At 74.4% G+C, this 17807-nt stretch carries 19 protein-coding genes and 1 tRNA gene; 13 read left to right on the forward strand and 7 right to left on the reverse strand.

Annotated features, from left to right (window positions below):
* Positions 1 to 113: 113 nt before the first annotated feature.
* The 3 genes from BD833_RS11510 to BD833_RS11520 form a co-directional block, all read right to left on the reverse strand.
* Positions 114 to 788, reverse strand: coding sequence for a class F sortase (locus BD833_RS11510; protein ID WP_166533263.1), 675 nt, complete (start codon positions 786 to 788; stop codon positions 114 to 116).
* Complete coding sequence (locus tag BD833_RS11515) at positions 776 to 1906, reverse strand: hypothetical protein (protein ID WP_166533264.1); 1131 nt, start codon at positions 1904 to 1906, stop codon at positions 776 to 778. Before BD833_RS11515 ends, BD833_RS11510 begins: the two co-directional genes overlap by 13 nt.
* Positions 1907 to 2241: 335 nt before the next feature.
* Entirely contained in the window at positions 2242 to 2769 is a 528-nt protein-coding gene (locus BD833_RS11520; protein ID WP_166533265.1) for an HNH endonuclease, read from the reverse strand.
* Positions 2770 to 2989: 220 nt separating this feature from the next.
* Between BD833_RS11520 and BD833_RS11525 the strand changes: the two genes are divergently transcribed.
* The 9 genes from BD833_RS11525 (at position 2990) to BD833_RS11565 (ending at position 12135) form a co-directional block, all read left to right on the forward strand.
* Positions 2990 to 5074: a prolyl oligopeptidase family serine peptidase gene (locus BD833_RS11525; protein ID WP_166533266.1), complete on the forward strand. Its 2085-nt coding sequence runs from the start codon at positions 2990 to 2992 to the stop codon at positions 5072 to 5074.
* A 76-nt stretch (positions 5075 to 5150) separates the two neighbouring features.
* Positions 5151 to 6158 carry a mechanosensitive ion channel family protein gene (locus BD833_RS11530; RefSeq protein WP_166533267.1) on the forward strand — a complete coding sequence of 336 codons (1008 nt, stop codon included), beginning with the start codon at positions 5151 to 5153 and terminating at the stop codon, positions 6156 to 6158.
* 38 nt (positions 6159 to 6196) lie between these two features.
* Positions 6197 to 7462, forward strand: a complete 1266-nt coding sequence (locus BD833_RS11535; protein WP_243737601.1) for an MFS transporter — start codon at positions 6197 to 6199, stop codon at positions 7460 to 7462.
* Positions 7459 to 7857 (forward strand): globin, encoded by a 399-nt coding sequence (locus tag BD833_RS11540; RefSeq protein WP_166533268.1) that lies wholly within the window; start codon positions 7459 to 7461, stop codon positions 7855 to 7857. The genes BD833_RS11535 and BD833_RS11540 overlap by 4 nt, the downstream gene beginning before the upstream one ends.
* An 87-nt stretch (positions 7858 to 7944) precedes the next feature.
* Positions 7945 to 9534, forward strand: coding sequence for a glycoside hydrolase family 13 protein (locus BD833_RS11545; RefSeq protein WP_243737602.1), 1590 nt, complete (start codon positions 7945 to 7947; stop codon positions 9532 to 9534).
* 102 nt (positions 9535 to 9636) lie between these two features.
* Positions 9637 to 10200: a biotin transporter BioY gene (locus tag BD833_RS11550; protein ID WP_166533269.1), complete on the forward strand. Its 564-nt coding sequence runs from the start codon at positions 9637 to 9639 to the stop codon at positions 10198 to 10200.
* Positions 10197 to 10931, forward strand: coding sequence for an energy-coupling factor ABC transporter ATP-binding protein (locus tag BD833_RS11555; protein WP_208092603.1), 735 nt, complete (start codon positions 10197 to 10199; stop codon positions 10929 to 10931). Before BD833_RS11550 ends, BD833_RS11555 begins: the two co-directional genes overlap by 4 nt.
* The gene (locus BD833_RS11560; RefSeq protein ID WP_166533270.1) at positions 10928 to 11584 is read left to right on the forward strand and encodes an energy-coupling factor transporter transmembrane component T; all 657 of its coding nucleotides are present in this window, start codon (positions 10928 to 10930) and stop codon (positions 11582 to 11584) included. Before BD833_RS11555 ends, BD833_RS11560 begins: the two co-directional genes overlap by 4 nt.
* Before the next feature lie 14 nt (positions 11585 to 11598).
* On the forward strand, positions 11599 to 12135 hold the full coding sequence (locus BD833_RS11565) for an MOSC domain-containing protein (RefSeq protein WP_166533271.1): 537 nt from the start codon (positions 11599 to 11601) through the stop codon (positions 12133 to 12135).
* A gap of 85 nt (positions 12136 to 12220) precedes the next feature.
* On the opposite strand, the gene BD833_RS11570 is transcribed toward BD833_RS11565, so the two are convergent.
* Positions 12221 to 12634 (reverse strand): acyl-CoA thioesterase, encoded by a 414-nt coding sequence (locus BD833_RS11570; RefSeq protein ID WP_166533272.1) that lies wholly within the window; start codon positions 12632 to 12634, stop codon positions 12221 to 12223.
* Between the two features lie 333 nt (positions 12635 to 12967).
* On the opposite strand from BD833_RS11570, the gene BD833_RS22990 reads away from it, so the two are divergent.
* Entirely contained in the window at positions 12968 to 13138 is a 171-nt protein-coding gene (locus BD833_RS22990; RefSeq protein ID WP_243737603.1) for a protein-tyrosine phosphatase family protein, read from the forward strand.
* 28 nt (positions 13139 to 13166) lie between these two features.
* On the opposite strand, the gene BD833_RS11580 is transcribed toward BD833_RS22990, so the two are convergent.
* From BD833_RS11580 to BD833_RS11590, 3 genes are all read right to left on the reverse strand, one after another.
* Positions 13167 to 13790, reverse strand: a complete 624-nt coding sequence (locus BD833_RS11580) for a maleylpyruvate isomerase family mycothiol-dependent enzyme (protein WP_166533273.1) — start codon at positions 13788 to 13790, stop codon at positions 13167 to 13169.
* Positions 13791 to 13956: 166 nt separating this feature from the next.
* Positions 13957 to 15627: an energy-dependent translational throttle protein EttA gene (gene ettA / locus BD833_RS11585; RefSeq protein ID WP_166533274.1), complete on the reverse strand. Its 1671-nt coding sequence runs from the start codon at positions 15625 to 15627 to the stop codon at positions 13957 to 13959.
* Between the two features lie 102 nt (positions 15628 to 15729).
* Positions 15730 to 16275: a single-stranded DNA-binding protein gene (locus BD833_RS11590; RefSeq protein WP_166533275.1), complete on the reverse strand. Its 546-nt coding sequence runs from the start codon at positions 16273 to 16275 to the stop codon at positions 15730 to 15732.
* A 187-nt stretch (positions 16276 to 16462) separates the two neighbouring features.
* Between BD833_RS11590 and BD833_RS11595 the strand changes: the two genes are divergently transcribed.
* From BD833_RS11595 to BD833_RS11605, 3 genes are all read left to right on the forward strand, one after another.
* Positions 16463 to 16535 (forward strand) — tRNA-Arg (locus BD833_RS11595).
* Positions 16536 to 16926: 391 nt separating this feature from the next.
* Entirely contained in the window at positions 16927 to 17136 is a 210-nt protein-coding gene (locus BD833_RS11600) for a hypothetical protein (protein ID WP_166533276.1), read from the forward strand.
* A 96-nt stretch (positions 17137 to 17232) separates the two neighbouring features.
* On the forward strand, positions 17233 to 17754 hold the full coding sequence (locus tag BD833_RS11605; RefSeq protein WP_166533277.1) for a DinB family protein: 522 nt from the start codon (positions 17233 to 17235) through the stop codon (positions 17752 to 17754).
* The last annotated feature ends 53 nt before the right edge of the window (positions 17755 to 17807 follow it).

Consider the following 17807-nt stretch of genomic DNA (forward strand, 5'->3'; position numbering starts at 1 on the left):
CGGACGCTAGCGCGTGCGGGGCCGGGTCCGGCTCCGGCAGCCACGCCACGGGCGCCGCCGGGTACCGGTGCGCGGGGCGCGACCCCTCAGGACGCGCGCCCCGCGGCACCGGATCAGGACTCGGCGAACACCACGAGGTTCTCGGTGGAGTTCCGGCCACCACCGCGCTGGAAGCAGGTGATCAGCACCAGCCGGCCCGGCGAGGCCTCCCACACCTCGGTGGCGCCGGGGAGCTCGCCCTTGGCGTAGCGCTCGGTGCGCTCGACGGTGTAGCGGACCGTGCCCTCGGGCGTGCTGACCTCGACGACGTCCCCCGCGGCGAGCGTGCTCCCCCGGCCCTCGGGGGCCATCAGCGGATCGAAGCCGTACTTCCCGGTGCCGGTCGAGTGCGCGGCGAGGTAGAGCGTGTTGTCGCTCTCCGCAGCGGCGCCGACCGGATCGCCGTAGGGCTCGATCCAGTAGGCAGCGGTGAGGGTGGGCGGGTCGATCGCGCCGCGACGGGGCGTCACCGGCAGCACCGGCAGATCCATGCCGAGTGCGGGAACGGTCACGTGCACGTCCGAGTGCGGCGTGGGCAGGACCGTCCCCTCCGGCGGCAGCGTCGGCTGCGGCGGCTCGTCGTGCGGTGGAGCCGCGGTGGCCGCGGCCACCGGGTCGGCCGACCCGGTGGCCGCGGCCGGCTGATCGCCGTCGGCGAGACCGACGGCGATCAGCGTGGCTCCGGCGACGCCCAGGGCGGCGATCGCCGTGACGGCGGAGCGCCGGCCCGGACGCGTCAGACCTCGCACGTCCCGCTCTCGGCCGCCGGACGACGCCGGTTGCGGACGACGGTGACGCCACCCGCTCCCGCGAGCAGCAGCATCCCGGCACCCGCGGCGACCGCGAGGGTCCCGGTGGAGCCGGCCTCGACCGCCTCGACGCCGGTGTTCGAGCGCAGCCCGTCGTTGGCCACCGGCGCGGCCGGCGGGGCGGCCACGCTGGCAGCGGCCACGGCGAGCTGCACGGCGACGACCGAGACGCCGCCGGACGGGGTCGCCTGCGCGACCACGAGGCCGTAGGAGCCGGCCGCGGTGCCGGCCGGCAGCACGAAGGTCGCCGTCGAGCCGCTGACCTGGACGGTCAGCGGCACTGCGGCACCGGTGGCGTCGCCGTTGGCGTCGATCGCCTGCAGGCCGGCCTGGACACCGGTCAGGTCGGTGAGGCCGAGCTCGCGCAGCACCGACGTGGCAGTCAGGTCCAGCGTGACGGTCGAGCCGGCGGTCACCGCGACCGGGCAGGCCGTGGTGGACGAGATCGCGCAGGGAACCTGCGCGAGCGCGACGAGCTCGGGCGCGACGTTCTGCGCGGCGGGCGCGGCGGCGTCGAACGCGAGGTCGTAGAACAGCGGGTCGTAGTAGGTGAAGGCAGCGGTCAGGTCCGCCGGGTCCGTGGTGAGCGGCTCGAGGAAGAGCGTGCCGGCGTCGACGCCCGTGCCGTCGTCCGCGGGCAGGGTGACCGTGATGCTGCCGGTGCCCGCGCCGCTGATCGTCAGAGGCAGCTCGGCCCCCGTCGGGTTGGAGGCGTAGACCACGTCGGGGTTGCCGTCGCCGTCGTCGTCGAAGGTCAGCGCGGCCTCGACGGCGGAGTCGTCGAGCTCCGTGGGCAGGGCGACGGTGATCGTGCCGCCGTACTGGACCTCGACGGGGATCACGGTGGGTGCGGTGGCCGGGTCGGCCATGGGGTCCATCGCGCCGACGTTCTCGACCGGGAAGGCGCTCAGCTCGACCTCGGCGGGCTCGAGCGGGATGGTGACGTCGGTGGCGGCCATCGCGGCGGGCGAGATCCCGACGAGGAGGACGGCGGTGCCGATACCGACGAGGCCGATCCGCTGCATCTGCGGCCGACGGGACAGGGTGGAGCTCGACATGGGAACACCTTTCGGCGACCGCAGCGCCACGGTGGCGCTGGCTGCTGGCGGCAACCTAACGTCACTGATCCGTTCAGTTCCGTGCGCGACACGCACCGCGTGTGCGAATTCGCCCAGGAACTTCTCCATGCGCCCCGGACGCTGGCACTTGGTGCTGGGAGGCCACGCCACCGACTGCAGCAGCAATGGCGGAATCGGATAATTTGAGCGGGCAGCGCGGTGAGGTTATGCCTGGGAGCCGCGCGACAGAGGGCCTCCCGGCGGCCCCAAGGAACGCCGTCCCGGCGCGCGCCTCGTCCACGCCGGGGGCCACCGGCCGGCGGAGGGGGCGAGCCTCAGGCGCTGACGCTCTCCGGCGCCCCCAGCCACTCGCGCCAGCGCGGGTCGACCGTCCGGTGCCCGAGCAGCCGCCAGGCCGCACCGCTGGGCGTCCGCGGCGGGTGGGGCAGCTTCCAGCCCAGCTCGGCCAGCGAGCGGTCGGCCTTGGTGTGGTTGCAGCGACGGCAGGCGGCCACCACGTTGTCCCAGGTGTGGGTGCCGCCCCGGCTGCGGGGCACGACGTGGTCGATGCTGGTCGCCGAGCCGCCGCAGTAGACGCAGGTCTGCCCGTCGCGGGTGAACACCGCCCGCCGCGACAGGGGCACCGACGCGGGGTAGGGCACCCGGACGTACCGGGTGAGCCGGACGACGACGGGCACCGCGAGGCTGAGGGTCTCGGCGTGCACCACCTCGGCGGCGACGTCGACGGACTCGGCCTTCTCGGCGAGGACCAGCACGATCGCCCGCCGACTGGACACCACGCACAGCGGCTCGTACGTGGCGTTGAGCAGCAGCGTGGCGCCCGTGGTGGCGGGCGAGGGCACGGGGACGAGCGGCGGGACGGGGTCGCGACGCGGGCCTGGGTGACCCGCCGACGACGACCCGGGCGCGGAACGCGGCACGGATCACCTCCGGACGCCCCGGACCGCCGGGTGCTGCACGACCCGCGGGCAGCCCCATTCTGACCCGAGACCCCCGCTCCGGCGCAGTGGAAATCCCGCGGCCGTCCGGCGGTGCGTCGGGAGCCGCGGTTACGTTCGGTGCATGCGCTATCCGGAGGCCCCGCGCCTGGACCTCGTCGACGACCTGCACGGTTCCCGCGTCGCCGACCCCTACCGCTGGCTGGAGGACCCGGCCGACCCCCGCACCCAGGAGTGGTCGCGGGCGCAGGACGCCCTCGCCGCCGAGGTGCTGGCCGGCCTGCCGCTCCGCGAGCGGTTCGCCGCGAGCCTCGGTGAGCTGGTGCGGTCCGGCGCCGTCGGGCTGCCGGTGTGGCGCGGTGAGCGGGCCTTCTCCACCCGCCGCGACCCCGGGCAGGAGCACGCCGTCCTGCGGGTGCGCGAGGCCGACGGCACGCTGCGCGTCCTGGTCGACCCGATGGCACTGGACCCGGAGGGCACGACGACGCTGGACGCCTGGTCCCCGTCCTGGGAGGGCGACCGGCTGGCCTACCAGGTGAGCACCGGCGGCGACGAGGAGTCGCAGCTCTACGTGCTCGACGTGGCCACCGGCGAGCTGCTCGACGGGCCGGTCGACCGCTGCCGCTACTCCCCCGTCGGCTGGCTGCCCGGCGGGGAGGAGCTGTTCTACGTGCGCCGGCTCGCGCCCGGGGAGGTGCCGGCCGGTGAGGAGCAGTACCACCGCCGGGTGTGGCGCCACCGGGTCGGCGGCGACCCGGCCGACGACGTCCTGGTGCACGGGGAGGGGCTCGACCCCACCAACTACTACGGGGTGCGCACCAGTGCCGACGGCCGCTGGCTGGTCGTCTCCGCCTCGGCCGGCACGGCCCCGCGCGACGACGTCTGGCTGGCCGACCTGTCGGCGGCACCGGCCGGCGGGCCGCCGCCGCTGCGCGAGCTGCAGACCGGGGTCGACGCCCAGACCGCCGCCTGGGTGGCCCGCGACGGCCGGCTGTGGCTGATGAGCGACCGGGACGCGCCCCGCTGGCGGCTGGCGGTCGCCGACCCCGCGGACCCGGCCACGTGGGCTCCGGAGGCCTGGCGCGACGTCGTCCCGCAGCAGGAGACCGGCGTGCTCACCGACGCGGCGCTGGTCGACGGCCCGGACGGCGGGCTGCAGGTGCTCGCCGTGCACGCCGTCGACGCGACCGACCGGTTGTCGCTGTGGGCCGGGGACGGCGCCGGCCGGCTGGCCGACGTGACCCCTCCGGGCGCGGGCAGCATCGCCGGCGTGAGCGCGCCGCCCACCGGCGGCACGACCGCGTGGGTCGGCTACACCGACTACGCGACGCCGCCCTCGGTGCTCCGCTGGGACTCGGCCGACCCCGACGCGCTCGACGCCTGGGAGCAGGCGCCGGTCGCCGGCACCGTTCCGGAGCTGACCGTCGTCGAGACCCACGCCCGGTCGGCGGACGGCACGCCGGTCCACCTGTTCGTCCTCTCCGGCACCGGCCGGGCCGACCGGCCGCGGCCCACCGTGCTGTACGGCTACGGCGGCTTCAACGTCGCCCTCACCCCCGCGTACTCGGCGCAGGCGCTGGCCTGGGTCGCCGCGGGCGGGGTGTGGGTGGTGGCCAACCTGCGCGGCGGCTCGGAGCACGGCGAGGAGTGGCACCGGGCCGGCATGCGGGAGCGCAAGCAGAACGTGTTCGACGACTTCGCCGCCGCCGGTGAGCACCTGGTGGCCGAGGGCTGGACGACCCCCGGGCAGCTGGCGGTCATGGGCGGCTCGAACGGCGGGCTGCTCGTCGGGGCCACCCTCACCCAGCGCCCCGACCTGGCGTCCGCGGTGGTCTGCAGCGCGCCCCTGCTGGACATGGTGCGGTACGAGCTGTTCGGGCTCGGCCGCACCTGGAACGACGAGTACGGCACCGCCGACGACCCGGTCGAGCTGGGCTGGCTGCTGGGCTACTCGCCCTACCACGCCGTCCGGGAGGGCACCGCCTACCCGGCGGTGCTGATCACCACCTTCGAGTCCGACACCCGCGTCGACCCGCTGCACGGCCGGAAGCTGGCCGCCGCCCTGCAGCACGCCACCGCCGCCGAGGCGCCGGTCGTCCTGCGCCGGGAGACCTCCGTGGGGCACGGCGCACGGGCGGTCAGCCGCACGGTCGGGCTGGCGGCCGACCAGCTCGGCTTCCTCGCGGCGCACACCGGTCTCACGCCGTGAGATTCCGGAACCTCGACGGCCGGACACGCGCCGGCCGGTACTGACGCCGCACCGCTGAGCTGAGAGCATTCCGGTGATGACCAGCTCACGCACCGTGCTCGCCGTGGACGACGGCACGTCCGTCGTCGACTGCGCCGACTACTGGCTCTGCCAGAAGGTCTACGACTGGTCGGGGATGGACTGGCTCGCGGAGAACGCGCGCACGCTCATCGCGACGCCCGGCCGCATCCTGCTGATCGTCGTGCTCGCCGTCGTGGCACGGGCGCTGGCCCACCGGGCGATCGGCCGGCTGACCGACCGCACGTCGAGCGGGGCGATGCCCACGATCCTGCGGCCGTTCCGCAGCCGCACGCCCGCTGCCGAGGAGGTCATCGAGCAGATCACCGCCCGGCGCACCCAGCGCGCCGAGGCGATCGGCTCGGTGCTGCGCAGCTTCGCGTCGATGGTGGTCCTCGGCATCGCCGTCGTCCTGGCACTGGGCGAGCTCGGGGTCAACCTGGCGCCGATCCTGGCCAGCGCCGGGGTGGTCGGCGTCGCCCTCGGCTTCGGCGCGCAGAACCTGGTCAAGGACTTCATCGCCGGCATCGGGATCATCCTGGAGGACCAGTACGGCGTCGGGGACGTCGTCGACCTGGGCGAGGCCGTCGGCACCGTGGAGGCGGTGGGCCTGCGGATCACCCGGCTGCGCGACGTCAACGGCGTGGTCTGGTACGTCCGCAACGGCGAGGTCCTGCGAGTGGGCAACAAGAGCCAGGGCTACGCCCAGGTGGTCATCGACATGCCGGTCGCGCACGACACCGACCTGGAGCGCTGCCGCGCGATCATGCAGGAGGTGGCCGACGCCATGTACGCCGAGGACAAGTGGGCCGGCATCCTCCTGGCCGAGCCCGAGTCCCTGGGCGTGGAGCAGATCACCGCCGAGGGCGTGTTCCTCCGCCTCACCGTGCGCACCACCAACGCCGACCAGTGGAGGGTCGGCCGGGAGCTGCGGATGCGGCTCAAGGAACGCTTCGTCGCCGAGGGCATCCGCACACCCGTCCCGCTCCTGGGGAGCGTGTCCGCGGCCGGAACGGCACCCCGCTGAGCGCCGCCACGCCGGATGGCCCCCTCGGCGGCGCACCGGTGCGGCAGGCGACCTTCCGCGAGGTCTTCGCGGTGCGCGACTTCCGGCCCCTCTTCGGGACCTTCCTGCTGTCTGCGGCCGGGGACGAGCTGGCCCGGCTGGCCCTGACCGTCCTCGTCTACACCCGCACCGAGTCGCCGCTCCTGGCTGCCCTGACCTTCGCCATCGGGCACCTGCCGTGGCTGCTCGGCGGCCCGGTTCTGGCCACGCTCGCCGACCGCTTCCCCCGGCACCGGGTGCTGATCGCCACCGACGCGGCGCGGGCGGTGCTGGTCGCCCTGATGGCGGTGCCCGGCATGCCGCTGTGGCTCCTGCTCGCGCTGCTGTTCGTCGTGAGCCTGTGCGGACCACCCTTCGAGTCCGCCCGCTCCGCGCTCATGGCCGACGTGCTCGACGGCGACCGGTACGCCGTCGCCACCTCCCTCACCAACATCACCATGCAGCTGGCCCAGGTCGGCGGCTTCCTCGCCGGTGGTGCGCTGATCGCCGTCTTCACGCCGTCGACCGCGTTGCTGGTGGACGCCGCGACGTTCGTCGTCTCCGCCCTCTGGCTGCGGCTCCGGCTGACGCCGCGCCCGGCGCCCGCGGGCGGCGAGGGGGGCGGCGGCTCCCTGTGGCGGGACACCGCCGAGGGCTTGCGCTTCATCCGGCGGACGCCGCGGCTGCTGGCCATCGTCGCCGTCGTCTGGGTGGCGACCGGCTTCCTCTACGCCTCCGAGGGCATCGCCGCGCCGCTGGTCGACGAGCTGGGCGCCGGCGCCTCGCTGCTCGGCGTCCTGCTGGCCGCCAACCCGCTCGGTCTCACGATCGGCGGCCTGGTGATCGCCCGGCTGGTGTCACCGGAACGCCGGGAGCAGCTCGTGGTGCCGCTGGTGGCGCTCTCCCTGGCGCCGGTGCTGGTCGGCGGCCTGGTGGCCGCCGTCGCCGGGCCCGGTCCCGTCGCCTTCTGGGTGCTGGTGGCCCTGCTGTTCGTGTCCGGGCTGTTCAGCGCGTGGACGATCCCGCTCAACGTGACCTTCGTGCAGTCGGTCCCCAGCTCGCACCGCGGCCGTGCGTTCGGCGTCGCGGCCAGCGGTCTCGCGGGCGCGCAGGGCATCGGTACCCTGCTGGCCGGGCTGGCGGCGGAGTCCCTCGACCCGACCCTCGTGGTGGCGCTGTCCGGCGGCCTCGGAATGATCGCGGTCGCACCGGCGCTGGTGGCCTATCGGCGGACGCGCAGCCGGGCGCACGCCACCGACGGAGCCGAGGGGGCAACCGGGCGATGAGCGAGTCAAGGCGATCACTGCCGTCGGCGCGGACCTTCTACGACGAGGTCGGCGGCGAGCCGACCTTCCGCCGCCTGGTCGCGCGGTTCTACGCCGGCGTGCGCACCGACCCGGTCCTCGTGCCCCTGTACCCCCAGGACGACTGGGACGGCGCCGAGACCCGGCTGCGCGGGTTCCTCGAGCAGTACTGGGGCGGGCCGGCGACGTACTCGCAGGAGCGCGGGCACCCGCGACTGCGCATGCGGCACGCGCCGTTCGCCATCGGCCCGGCCGAGCGGGACGCCTGGCTGGCGCACATGCGTGACGCCGTCGACTCCCTGGAGCTGCCGCCCGAGCAGGACGCCACGCTGTGGGGCTACCTGGAGATGGCGGCCCACAGCATGCAGAACCGCTGACCCGGACCCAGCCCTCCGCACGACCTCGCCGCCCGGTGTCCCACCCCGGGACGGGCCACGCACGCCCACGACCACCCGAGGAGCCCGGTGAACCCGGAACCGACCGCCAGCCTGCCCACCGCCGACGCCGACTGGTGGCGGAACGCGGTCTTCTACCAGATCTACATCCGCAGCTTCGCCGACGGGAACGGCGACGGGGTCGGTGACCTGGCGGGGATCCGGTCGCGGCTGCCGTACCTGGCCGACCTCGGCGTGGACGCGCTGTGGATCACGCCGTTCTACCCCTCGCCGATGGCCGACCACGGCTACGACGTCGCCGACCCCCGGGACGTCGAGCCGGTGTTCGGCGACCTCGCGGAGTTCGACGCCCTGCTCGCCGACGCGCACGCGCTCGGCATCCGGGTGACCGTCGACCTGGTACCCAACCACAGCTCGCACGACCACGAGTGGTTCCAGGCGGCGCTGACCGCCGCGCCGGGCTCTCCGGAGCGGGCGCGCTACCTGTTCCGGGACGGCCGCGGGGCCGACGGGAGCGAGCCGCCCAACAACTGGCCGTCGGTGTTCGGCGGGCCCGCGTGGACCCGGGTGCCCGACGGGCAGTGGTACCTGCACCTGTTCGCGCCCGAGCAGCCGGATCTGGACTTCGCCAACCCCGAGGTGGTCGCCGACCTCGAGGAGACCATGCGGTTCTGGCTGGACCGCGGGGTCGACGGCTTCCGCATCGACGTGGCGCACGGCATGGCCAAGCCCGAGGGCCTGCCGGACATGGTGCCCCTGGACGACACCGGGCTGCTGGCCGACCACATGCCGGGTGACAACCGGTTCGACTCCGAGGGCGTGCACGCGCTGCACCGGCGGATCCGGTCGGTGGTCGACGAGTACCCCGGCCGGATGGCCGTCGGTGAGGTGTGGCTGCGCGACGACCAGCGGCTGGCCCGGTACCTGCGCGCCGACGAGCTGCAGCTGGCGTTCAACTTCAAGCTGGTCACCGCGGAGTGGTCGGCCGAGGAGCTCCGCACCGCCGTCGAGGACTCCCTGGCCACCGTGGCCGGCTCCCCCGCGCCCGCGTGCTGGGTGCTGTCCAACCACGACGTCTCCCGGCACGTCACCCGCTACGGCGGTGGTGAGCTGGGCACCCGGCGGGCCCGCGCGGCAGCGCTGCTCCAGCTGGCGCTCCCCGGCGCGGTCTACCTCTACAACGGCGACGAGCTCGGGATGCCCGACGTCGAGCTGCCCGACGAGGTGCTGCAGGACCCGATCTGGGAGCGCTCCGGACGCACCGAGCGCGGCCGGGACGCCTGCCGCGTGCCGATGCCGTGGTCGGGGTCCGAGCCGCCGTACGGGTTCTCCGAGAAGCCGGAGACCTGGCTGCCCATGCCCGAGGGCTGGGGCCCGCTCACCGCCGAGGCCCAGCGGGCGCGGGATGACTCGATGCTGTCGCTGTACCGAGCTGCGCTCGCTCTCCGCGCGTCGTCCAGCGCGCTGACCGGCGAGGATCTCGAGTGGTTACAGGCACCCGACGGTTGTGTCGCGTTCCGCCGTCCCGGCGGGCTGGTCTGCCTGCTCAACCTCTCCGGCGCCCTCGTGCCCGTGCCGGAGGGCCGGGTGCTGCTCAGCAGTGCCCCGGTCGACGGCGGATCGCTGCCCGACGACGCCGCGATCTGGCTGCAGGCCTGAGCGCACCGGCCGGTACCCGGGCGCCGCACGGCGCTCGGGTACCTTGCCGCAGGTGACGCCGGGTCGGCGGCGCCCGTCCGCCGGCGCAGCGCAGGAGTGAGCATGAAGACCCGGGACCTCGCCCACATCGCCCTCTTCGCGGCCATCATCGCCGTGCTGGGGACGCTCCCGGCGGTGAACATCGGCCCCGTCCCGATCACCGCGCAGACCCTCGGCGTGATGCTCGCGGGCAGCGTGCTCGGCGCCCGCCGTGGCTTCCTCGCCGTGCTGCTGTTCCTGGTCCTGGTGGCGATCGGGCTGCCCCTGCTGGCCAGTGGCACGGGCGGCCTGACGGTGTTCGCCGGCCCGACCGCGGGCTACCTGTTCAGCTGGCCGGTGGCGGCGGCCGTGACCGGCTGGCTGACCGAGCGCCTCTGGGCCCGGTACAACGTGGCCTGGGGCGTGCTGTGCAACGTCGTCGGCGGGATGGTCGTCATCTACCTGATCGGCGTCCCGGTGCTGGCCGCCGTCGCCAACCTGTCCCTGGGCGAGGCGATCGTCTCCGGGGCCCTGCCCTTCCTCCCCGGTGACGCGGTCAAGGCCTTCATCGCCGCGGCGATCGCCGCCCAGGTGCGCCGCAGCTACCCGGTGATCGAGCGACCGCAGCGGGCGGTCGCCGCCCGGTGAGGTTCCGCCGGCCGGAGCCACGGCCCGACGCCGTCGCCGACCCCGCACGGGGGATCGAGCTGCGGGGCGTCTCGCACCGCTACGGCGACCGCCCGGTGCTCTCCGACGTGGACCTGCACCTGACCGAGGCACGGATCGGCGTCGTCGGCGCCAACGGCTCGGGCAAGAGCACCTTCGCGCGGCTGCTCAACGGACTGGTCGTGCCCACGGCCGGGCAGGTGCTGGTCGACGGGCTGGACACCCGGACCTCCGTCCGCGAGGTCCGCCGGCGCGTCGGCTTCGTGTTCCAGGACCCCGACGCCCAGATCGTCCACCCCACGGTCGCCGAGGACGCCGCCTACGGGCTGGAGAACCAGCGCGTGCCCGCCGCCGAACGGGCCGAGCGGGTGGCCGAGGTGCTGGCGCGGTACGGGCTCGCCGGGCACGCCGACCATCCCGCGCACCTGCTGTCCGGCGGGCAGAAGCAGCTGCTGGCGATCGCCGGGGTGCTGGTGATGCGCCCGGCGCGCGTCGTCTTCGACGAACCCACGACGCTGCTCGACCTGGTCAACGCCCGGCGCGTGGCCCGGGTGATCGACGAGCTGGAGCAGCGGGTGGTCGTGGTGACCCACCAACTGGACCTGCTCGACGGCTTCGACCGCGTGCTCGTGGTCGAAGGCGGAAGGATCGTCGAGGACGCCGCTCCCCGCCCGGCGATCGCGGCCTACCGGGCGCTCATGGAGCGGCGATGACCCTCGCGCTCTACGTGCCGCGGCGCAGCGCCGTCCACCGCGTCCCGGCCGGCGGCAAGCTCCTGGCCCTCGCGGCCCTGGCGGTGCTGCTGTTCGTCGTGCCCACGCTCCCGGTGGTCGGCGCCGCACTGCTCGCGGTGCTGGCCGTCGGCCTCGGCGCCGCACGGCTGCCGGCAGCCGCGCTGGCCCGGCAGGCGCGAACGGTGCGCTGGTGGCTGGCCGGCCTGTTCGTCTTCCACGCCCTGTTCAGCGACCTGCCGACGGCCGCGGTGACCGTGCTCCGGCTGCTGACCCTCGTCCTCGCCGCCGCGGTGGTGACGGCGACGACGCGGGTGACCGAGATGGTGGCGGTGATCGAGCGGCTGTGCGCGCCGCTCCGGGTGGTCGGCGTGCGCCCGGCGCGGATCGGCCTGGTGATCTCGATGGCACTGCGGTTCATCCCGGTGCTGGCCGAGCGGGCCGACCGGATCCGCGAGGCGCAGGCCGCCCGTGGCGGGTCGGCGCGGGGCATCCGGGGTCTGCGGACCACGGTGACCCCGCTGCTGGTGCAGCTGCTGCAGATGGCGCACACGGTCAGCGAGGCGCTCGACGCGCGCGGCGCCGACGACGTCCCTCCTGCCCGGGGACGCCGCTCCCCCGCTCCCGCCGCCTGACCGTGGAGGTCCCGATGGATGAAGGCTCGCTGCTGGAGATCTGGACGACGCCCGAGGCGGCGGCGCCGTTGCGCCGGATCCCGTCGGGGCGGCTCGTGCCCGGCGTCGGGCTCGAGGGGGACCGCTACGCCCGCGGCGGCGGGACGTGGGCGCAGTACCCGGACCTGGAGAAGCAGCTGACGCTGATCGACCGGGACGACGTGGCCGCCGTCGCCGCCGAGGTGGGCGCCCCGTTCGGCACCGCCGACAGCCGGCGCAACCTGGTGACGACCGGGATCGCGCTGCCGTCGCTGGTCGGCCGCTGGTTCGCCGTGGGCGATGCGCTGCTGTTCGGCATGAAGCGCTGCCCGCCGTGCACGCACCTGGAGCGGCTGACCGGGCTGAAGCTGGTCAAGGCGATGGTGCACCGGGGCGGGATCAACGCGGCGGTGTTCGGCGGCGGGCTGATCACCGCGGGCGCGGTCGTGCGGCCGGTGCCGGACGAGGAGGCGGCCCGGCGGGGCGCACCCACCGGGGCCGACCGGCCGGTGCCGCGCACGGTTCCCGGCTGACCCGGTCACCTGCACACCTGTCCCTCGCGGAGTCGGTCTCTGCCCACCGGGGTGGGCAGACACCGACTCCTCCGGCCCTGGGACCTCAGCCGGTGGGCTCGTCGGTCCAGCGGGCGAGGAACTCCTTCTCCTCCGGGGTGATCCGGCGGGGCCGGTTCAGCGCGAAGTCGAACGGCACGAGCAACGTGCTGCCGGTGACCGCGAGGGCGCCGTGGTCGAACAGCTCGTAGCGGCAGGTGAACGCGGCCGCCCGGATGCCCGAGACCCACACCTGCACCTCGAGGGGCTCGGCGTCGTAGACCACCGACCGCTTGTAGGCGATCTCGTGCGAGGCGACGACGAGGCCGCGGCGCATCCCGGTCCGCTCGTCGTGGGTGGGCTGCTCGAAGAACAGGCTGACGCGCGCCATCTCGAAGTAGCCGAGGAAGGCCACGTTGTTGATGTGCTGGTAGGCGTCCATGTCCGACCAGCGCATGGGGACGTGCACCGTGTGCCTCACGCCGCCACCCTGCCGCAGGCCGGTCGGGGCCGGCGCGCCGGGGCCCCGGGCCGTTCCTACGCTGCGGGGCATGCCGCTGCCGTGGGACCCCGCCACCCCCGGGGTGCTCCGGCTGCCGTCGGGCCGCCTGGTGCGCGGACGCGCGCTGCGCTCTGCGCTCCCGGCCGGGGACGCCCCGGAGTTCGGGCTGTACCTGGCGCGCCGGCCGCCGGAGCCGGTCACGTGGGAGAGCCGGTGGGTGCGCTGGCCGGACTTCCGGCTGCCCGCCGACCCGGCCGACCTGCGGAGCGCGCTCGAGATGCTGTGGGGGCGGGCCGTCCAGCAGCGGTGGAGGTGGCGTGCCCGGGCGGTACCGGCCGGACCGGGACGGCGCTGGCCTGCCTGGCCGTGCTCGACGGCGTGCCGGGCGACGAGGCGGTGGCCTTCGTGCGCCGGCACTACCGCCGGCGGGCGGTCGAGACCCGGGGGCAGCGGCGGTCCGTCGCCGGCTTCGGCGTTCCCTGACGCCCTCCCTGACCGGGACGCCCTGAGGTCAGCCGCGCAGGCGCCGGGCGACCCGCTCCTGGCCGGGTCCGGACAGCTCCGCCGCGATCCCCCGACGACCTGCCACCGTCATCAGGACCGCCTCCGCCGGCCCCCGGACCTCGGGACCGCGACCGAACGTCCAGTCGATGTCGGTGGCGACCAGCCGGACGTCGCGCACCCGCAGCACGCCCAGCAGGGTGGGCGCGAACAGCGCGGTGCGCAGGGCCGGCACCAGCCGCTCCGCCGAGATGCTGCGTGGCAGCCCGAGCGGGCGCCGGATGTCCTGCTGGTGGATCATGCCGTCGGTCAGGGCGATCGCCCCGCCCATGCCGGCGGTGAGCCCGGCGGGGGTGAGGTGGTCGCCGAGCAGCGTCACGAGCTCGGCGGGGGTGCACGCCGCGTACTCCTGGAGGCCGAGGGCGTTGATCCGGTCGACCCGGAACCGGCCGCGGGTGAACCGCTGGGCGAGCCGCCGGCGGTCGAGCTCCTCGTAGCTGAGCATGTGCGCCACGACGTCGCGCACCGACCACCCGGCGCACAGTGACGGCGCCCGCCACTGCTCCTCGGTGAGGCCGCTCAGGAGGTCGCGCAGGTCCTCGCGCTCGGCGCGGGCCAGGGCCATGAGGGTCATCCGCGCTCCGCGGGGTCACGGCCGCGCCGGTGCGCGGCGGAGGAGGCCGACCCTAGGGGACGCGCACGGGCCCTGGCGGGCCGCGCAGCGCCACCGTCGCGGGTGGACCCGGGAACGCCGACGGCCGGCCGGAGCAGGTGCTCCGGCCGGCCGTCGGATGAACCGCCTAGTCGCGGCTGAGCTTGCGGTAGGTGGCGCGGTGCGGCCGGGCGGCCTCGGGCCCGAGCCGCTCGACCTTGTTCTTCTCGTAGTCCTCGAAGTTGCCCTCGAACCAGAACCACTTCGAGTCGCCCTCGTAGGCGAGGATGTGCGTCGCGACGCGGTCGAGGAACCACCGGTCGTGGCTCACGACGACTGCGCAGCCGGGGAACTCGAGCAGGGCGCCCTCGAGGCTGGTGAGCGTCTCGGTGTCGAGGTCGTTGGTCGGCTCGTCGAGCAGCAGGAGGTTGCCGCCCTGCTTGAGGGTGAGCGCCAGGTTCAGCCGGTTGCGCTCACCGCCGGACAGGACGCCGGCCGGCTTCTGCTGGTCGGGGCCCTTGAAACCGAACGCCGCGATGTAGGCGCGGGAGGGCATCTCGACGTTGCCGACCTTGATGTGGTCGAGGCCGTCGGAGACGACCTCCCACAGCGTCTTCTTCGGGTCGATGCCGCTGCGGCTCTGCTCGACGTAGGACAGCTTCACGGTCTCGCCGACCTTGATCTCGCCGTCGTCGGGCTTCTCCTCGCCGACCAGCATCTTGAACAGCGTGGTCTTGCCGACGCCGTTCGGGCCGACCACGCCGACGATGCCGTTGCGCGGCAGCGTGAAGGACAGGTCGTCGATCAGCATCCGGTCGCCGAAGCCCTTGCTCAGCTTCTTCGTCTCGACGACGACGCTGCCCAGGCGCGGGCCCGGCGGGATCTGGATCTCCTCGAAATCCAGCTTGCGGAACTTGTCCGCCTCCGCGGCCATCTCCTCGTAGCGGGCCAGCCGCGCCTTGCTCTTGGCCTGCCGTGCCTTGGCGCCGGAACGGACCCACTCCAGCTCGTCCTTGAGCCGCTTGGCGCGCTTGGCGTCCTTGGCCCCCTCGACCTGCAGGCGGGCGGCCTTGGTCTCCAGGTAGGTGGAGTAGTTGCCCTCGTAGGGGTAGGCGCGGCCCCGGTCGAGCTCGAGGATCCACTGGGCCACGTTGTCCAGGAAGTACCGGTCGTGGGTGACCGCGACGACGGTGCCGGCGTACTTCTCCAGGTGCTGCTCCAGCCACGCCACGCTCTCGGCGTCGAGGTGGTTGGTGGGCTCGTCGAGCAGCAGCAGGTCGGGCGCCTCGAGCAGCAGCTTGCACAGCGCGACCCGGCGGCGCTCGCCACCGGACAGGACCGTGACGTCGGCATCGCCGGGCGGGCAGCGGAGCGCGTCCATGGCCTGCTCGATGCGCGCGTCGAGCTCCCAGCCGTCGGAGTTCTCGATGGTCTCCATGAGCTCGCCCTGCTCGGCCATGAGGGCGTCGAAGTCGGCGTCGGGCTCACCCATCGCCGCGCTGACCTCCTCGAACCGGGTCAGCGCGTCGCGCAGGGGCTTGACCGCCTCCTCCACGTTGCCGCGGACGTCGAGCGCCTCGTTGAGCGGCGGCTCCTGCAGCAGGATGCCGACGGTCGCCTCGGGAGCGAGCGTGGCGTCACCGTTGGAGGGCTGCTGCATGCCGGCCATGATCTGCAGCACCGTGGACTTGCCGGCCCCGTTGGGTCCGACGACGCCGATCTTGGCGCCGGGCAGGAACGACAGGGTGACGTTGTCGAGGATCACCTTGTCGCCGTGCGCCTTGCGCGCGCGGACCATCGTGTAGATGTACTGAGCCACTGGGCCTCGGAGCCTTCCGTCGTCGTGCGAGCGGGGGGTGGGGCCGCGGGCTCGCGGCCCCACCCCGACGTGCTGGCCTCCGATCCTCCCAGCCCGGGGCAACTACGCGTGCGCGGGCTCCTCCGAGAGGTCGAGGTCCTCCACCGGGGTCAACGTCTCCTCCTCCCCCACGTAGTCCCGGCCGGCCACGAGATCGTCGGCCGCGGGGTGGCCGTTCCCCGGTTCGGCGAGGGGCTGCGAGTCCGGCTCGACCGGCGCGGTGCCCTCGACGCCGGCCTCGGGTGCGCGGCCGGGCCGGTCCCGCTTGAACACCGCCATGCCCTTGGCCAGGTTGGGGCCGACGGCGAGCGCCTTGATCTGCGGCTTGCTGCGCGGCCCGCTGTCGGACTCCCAGGTCTTCGTCGTCATGGTGCCGTGGACGATCACCGGATCCCCCTTGCTGATCGACCCGGCGACGTTGCCGCTCAGCCCGTTCCAGCACTCGACGTCGACCCAGAAGGTGCCGGAGTCGACGAACTGCCCGCTGCCGGAGTCGTACCGGCGGCCGGTGGAGGCCATGCGGAAGTTGGTGACCGTGCCGTTCTGCGTGTTCTTGCGGCGCGGGTCGTCGGCCACGTTGCCGACGACGGTGATCGTGGTGTGGTTCACGGTGCTCCTCGGAGAGTGCGGCGCCGGTCGGCGCGGCCGGCGCGGTGCCGGCGTGCCGTCGACCCTGACCGCCCCGACCGCCGGTGAGCCGCGCGCCGCCGGAACTGTGGACGGGCCTGCCCCTTGTGGACGACGCACGCCCGGGTGGCGTCGACCGCAGCCGGGGCGATGCGATGATCGAGTGCGAGCGCCCGTAGCTCAGCGGATAGAGCAGGTGCCTTCTAAGCACTTGGTCGCAGGTTCGATCCCTGCCGGGCGCGCCTCCGGCCTCCCGCCTCCGGGTGGGCTGGTCGTCGGGCCGCCACGCCGGGGGAATGATCGTCTCCATGTGAAGACTGATCGCGGGGCTGGTCGTCGCCATCGCCTTCCTGGAGCCCTGGCCGTCGTCGGCTGGACGCTGGTCCGCCTGGCGACCGCACGTCGGTCGCCGGAGGCACGGCAGCCGAGCTGGTGCCGTGCTGCGACTACCGCGCCCACGAGGGCGAGGCCGCCGTCTGCGGCTGCACCGGCCACCCGCGGAGCCACGTCCACCCGTTCGGGATGGGGGCACAGCCCGCGTGACGCCGTGACCCACGGTGGCCATGTGGCCGCGGGCCCTCGGCACCGTTCTCGGCCCTTGCCCTTCCCCGATGCGTGTCCTACGAACAGCGCGTGGACAAAGCCATCAGACGCCCGAACCCGACGTGGTACTTCGTCCTCGGGACGATGTGGACGGTGCTCGCCGTCGGCGGGTGGGGCACGTCCGGCGGCACTCTCGCCACGGTGGCCTTCACCCTGCTGGCCTTGGCGAACCTGGGCCTGGGCGCCCACCTCCTGCGGAAGCACCGGCGGACCGCGCGGGGTGACGTGGCCGGACGGTGACCGCAGTACGGCGACCGGCCCCGTGATGTCGCCCCCGTGCCGCAGGATGAGCGCCGCCGCAACCCACCGCGCCACGACTCCCAGGAGACGGTCCCGATGACCCCCGCCGACCACCGCACCGAGCCACAGCTGACCGGGGACGAGGCGACGCTCCTGACCAGCTTCCTGGAGTTCCACCGGCAGACGCTGCAGTGGAAGTGCGCCGACCTCACCCCGCAGCAGCTGGCCACGCGCGCCGTCCCCACGTCGGAGCTGACGCTGCTGGGCATGGTGCGCCACCTCGCGGCGGTGGAGACCGGCTGGCTCGTCGGCTTCGGCGGACTGCCCGCCGACCTCTGGCCCGACGTGGTCCGGGACCAGGAGGAGCAGTGGCGCGTCGAGCCGGCCACCGTCACCGCGGACGACGTGGCCCGCGCCTGGGCGACCTGGCGGGCGGCCGGCGACACGGCCGCCGAGGTCGCCCGCCGGCTGCCCCTGGACACCGAGGACCGGCCGTGGGGCCGCGACGACACCTTCTCGCTGCGCTGGATCCTCCTGCACCTGGTCGAGGAGTACGCCCGGCACAACGGCCACGCGGATTTGATCCGCGAGGCGCTGGACGGCGCGACCGGCGAGTGAGCGGCGCTCGGCGCACCGGCGGACGGAGCGGTGGGCGACGAGTCGGAGGCGCC

Source organism: Blastococcus xanthinilyticus, from assembly GCF_008124835.1.
Classification (GTDB): domain Bacteria; phylum Actinomycetota; class Actinomycetes; order Mycobacteriales; family Geodermatophilaceae; genus Blastococcus; species Blastococcus xanthinilyticus.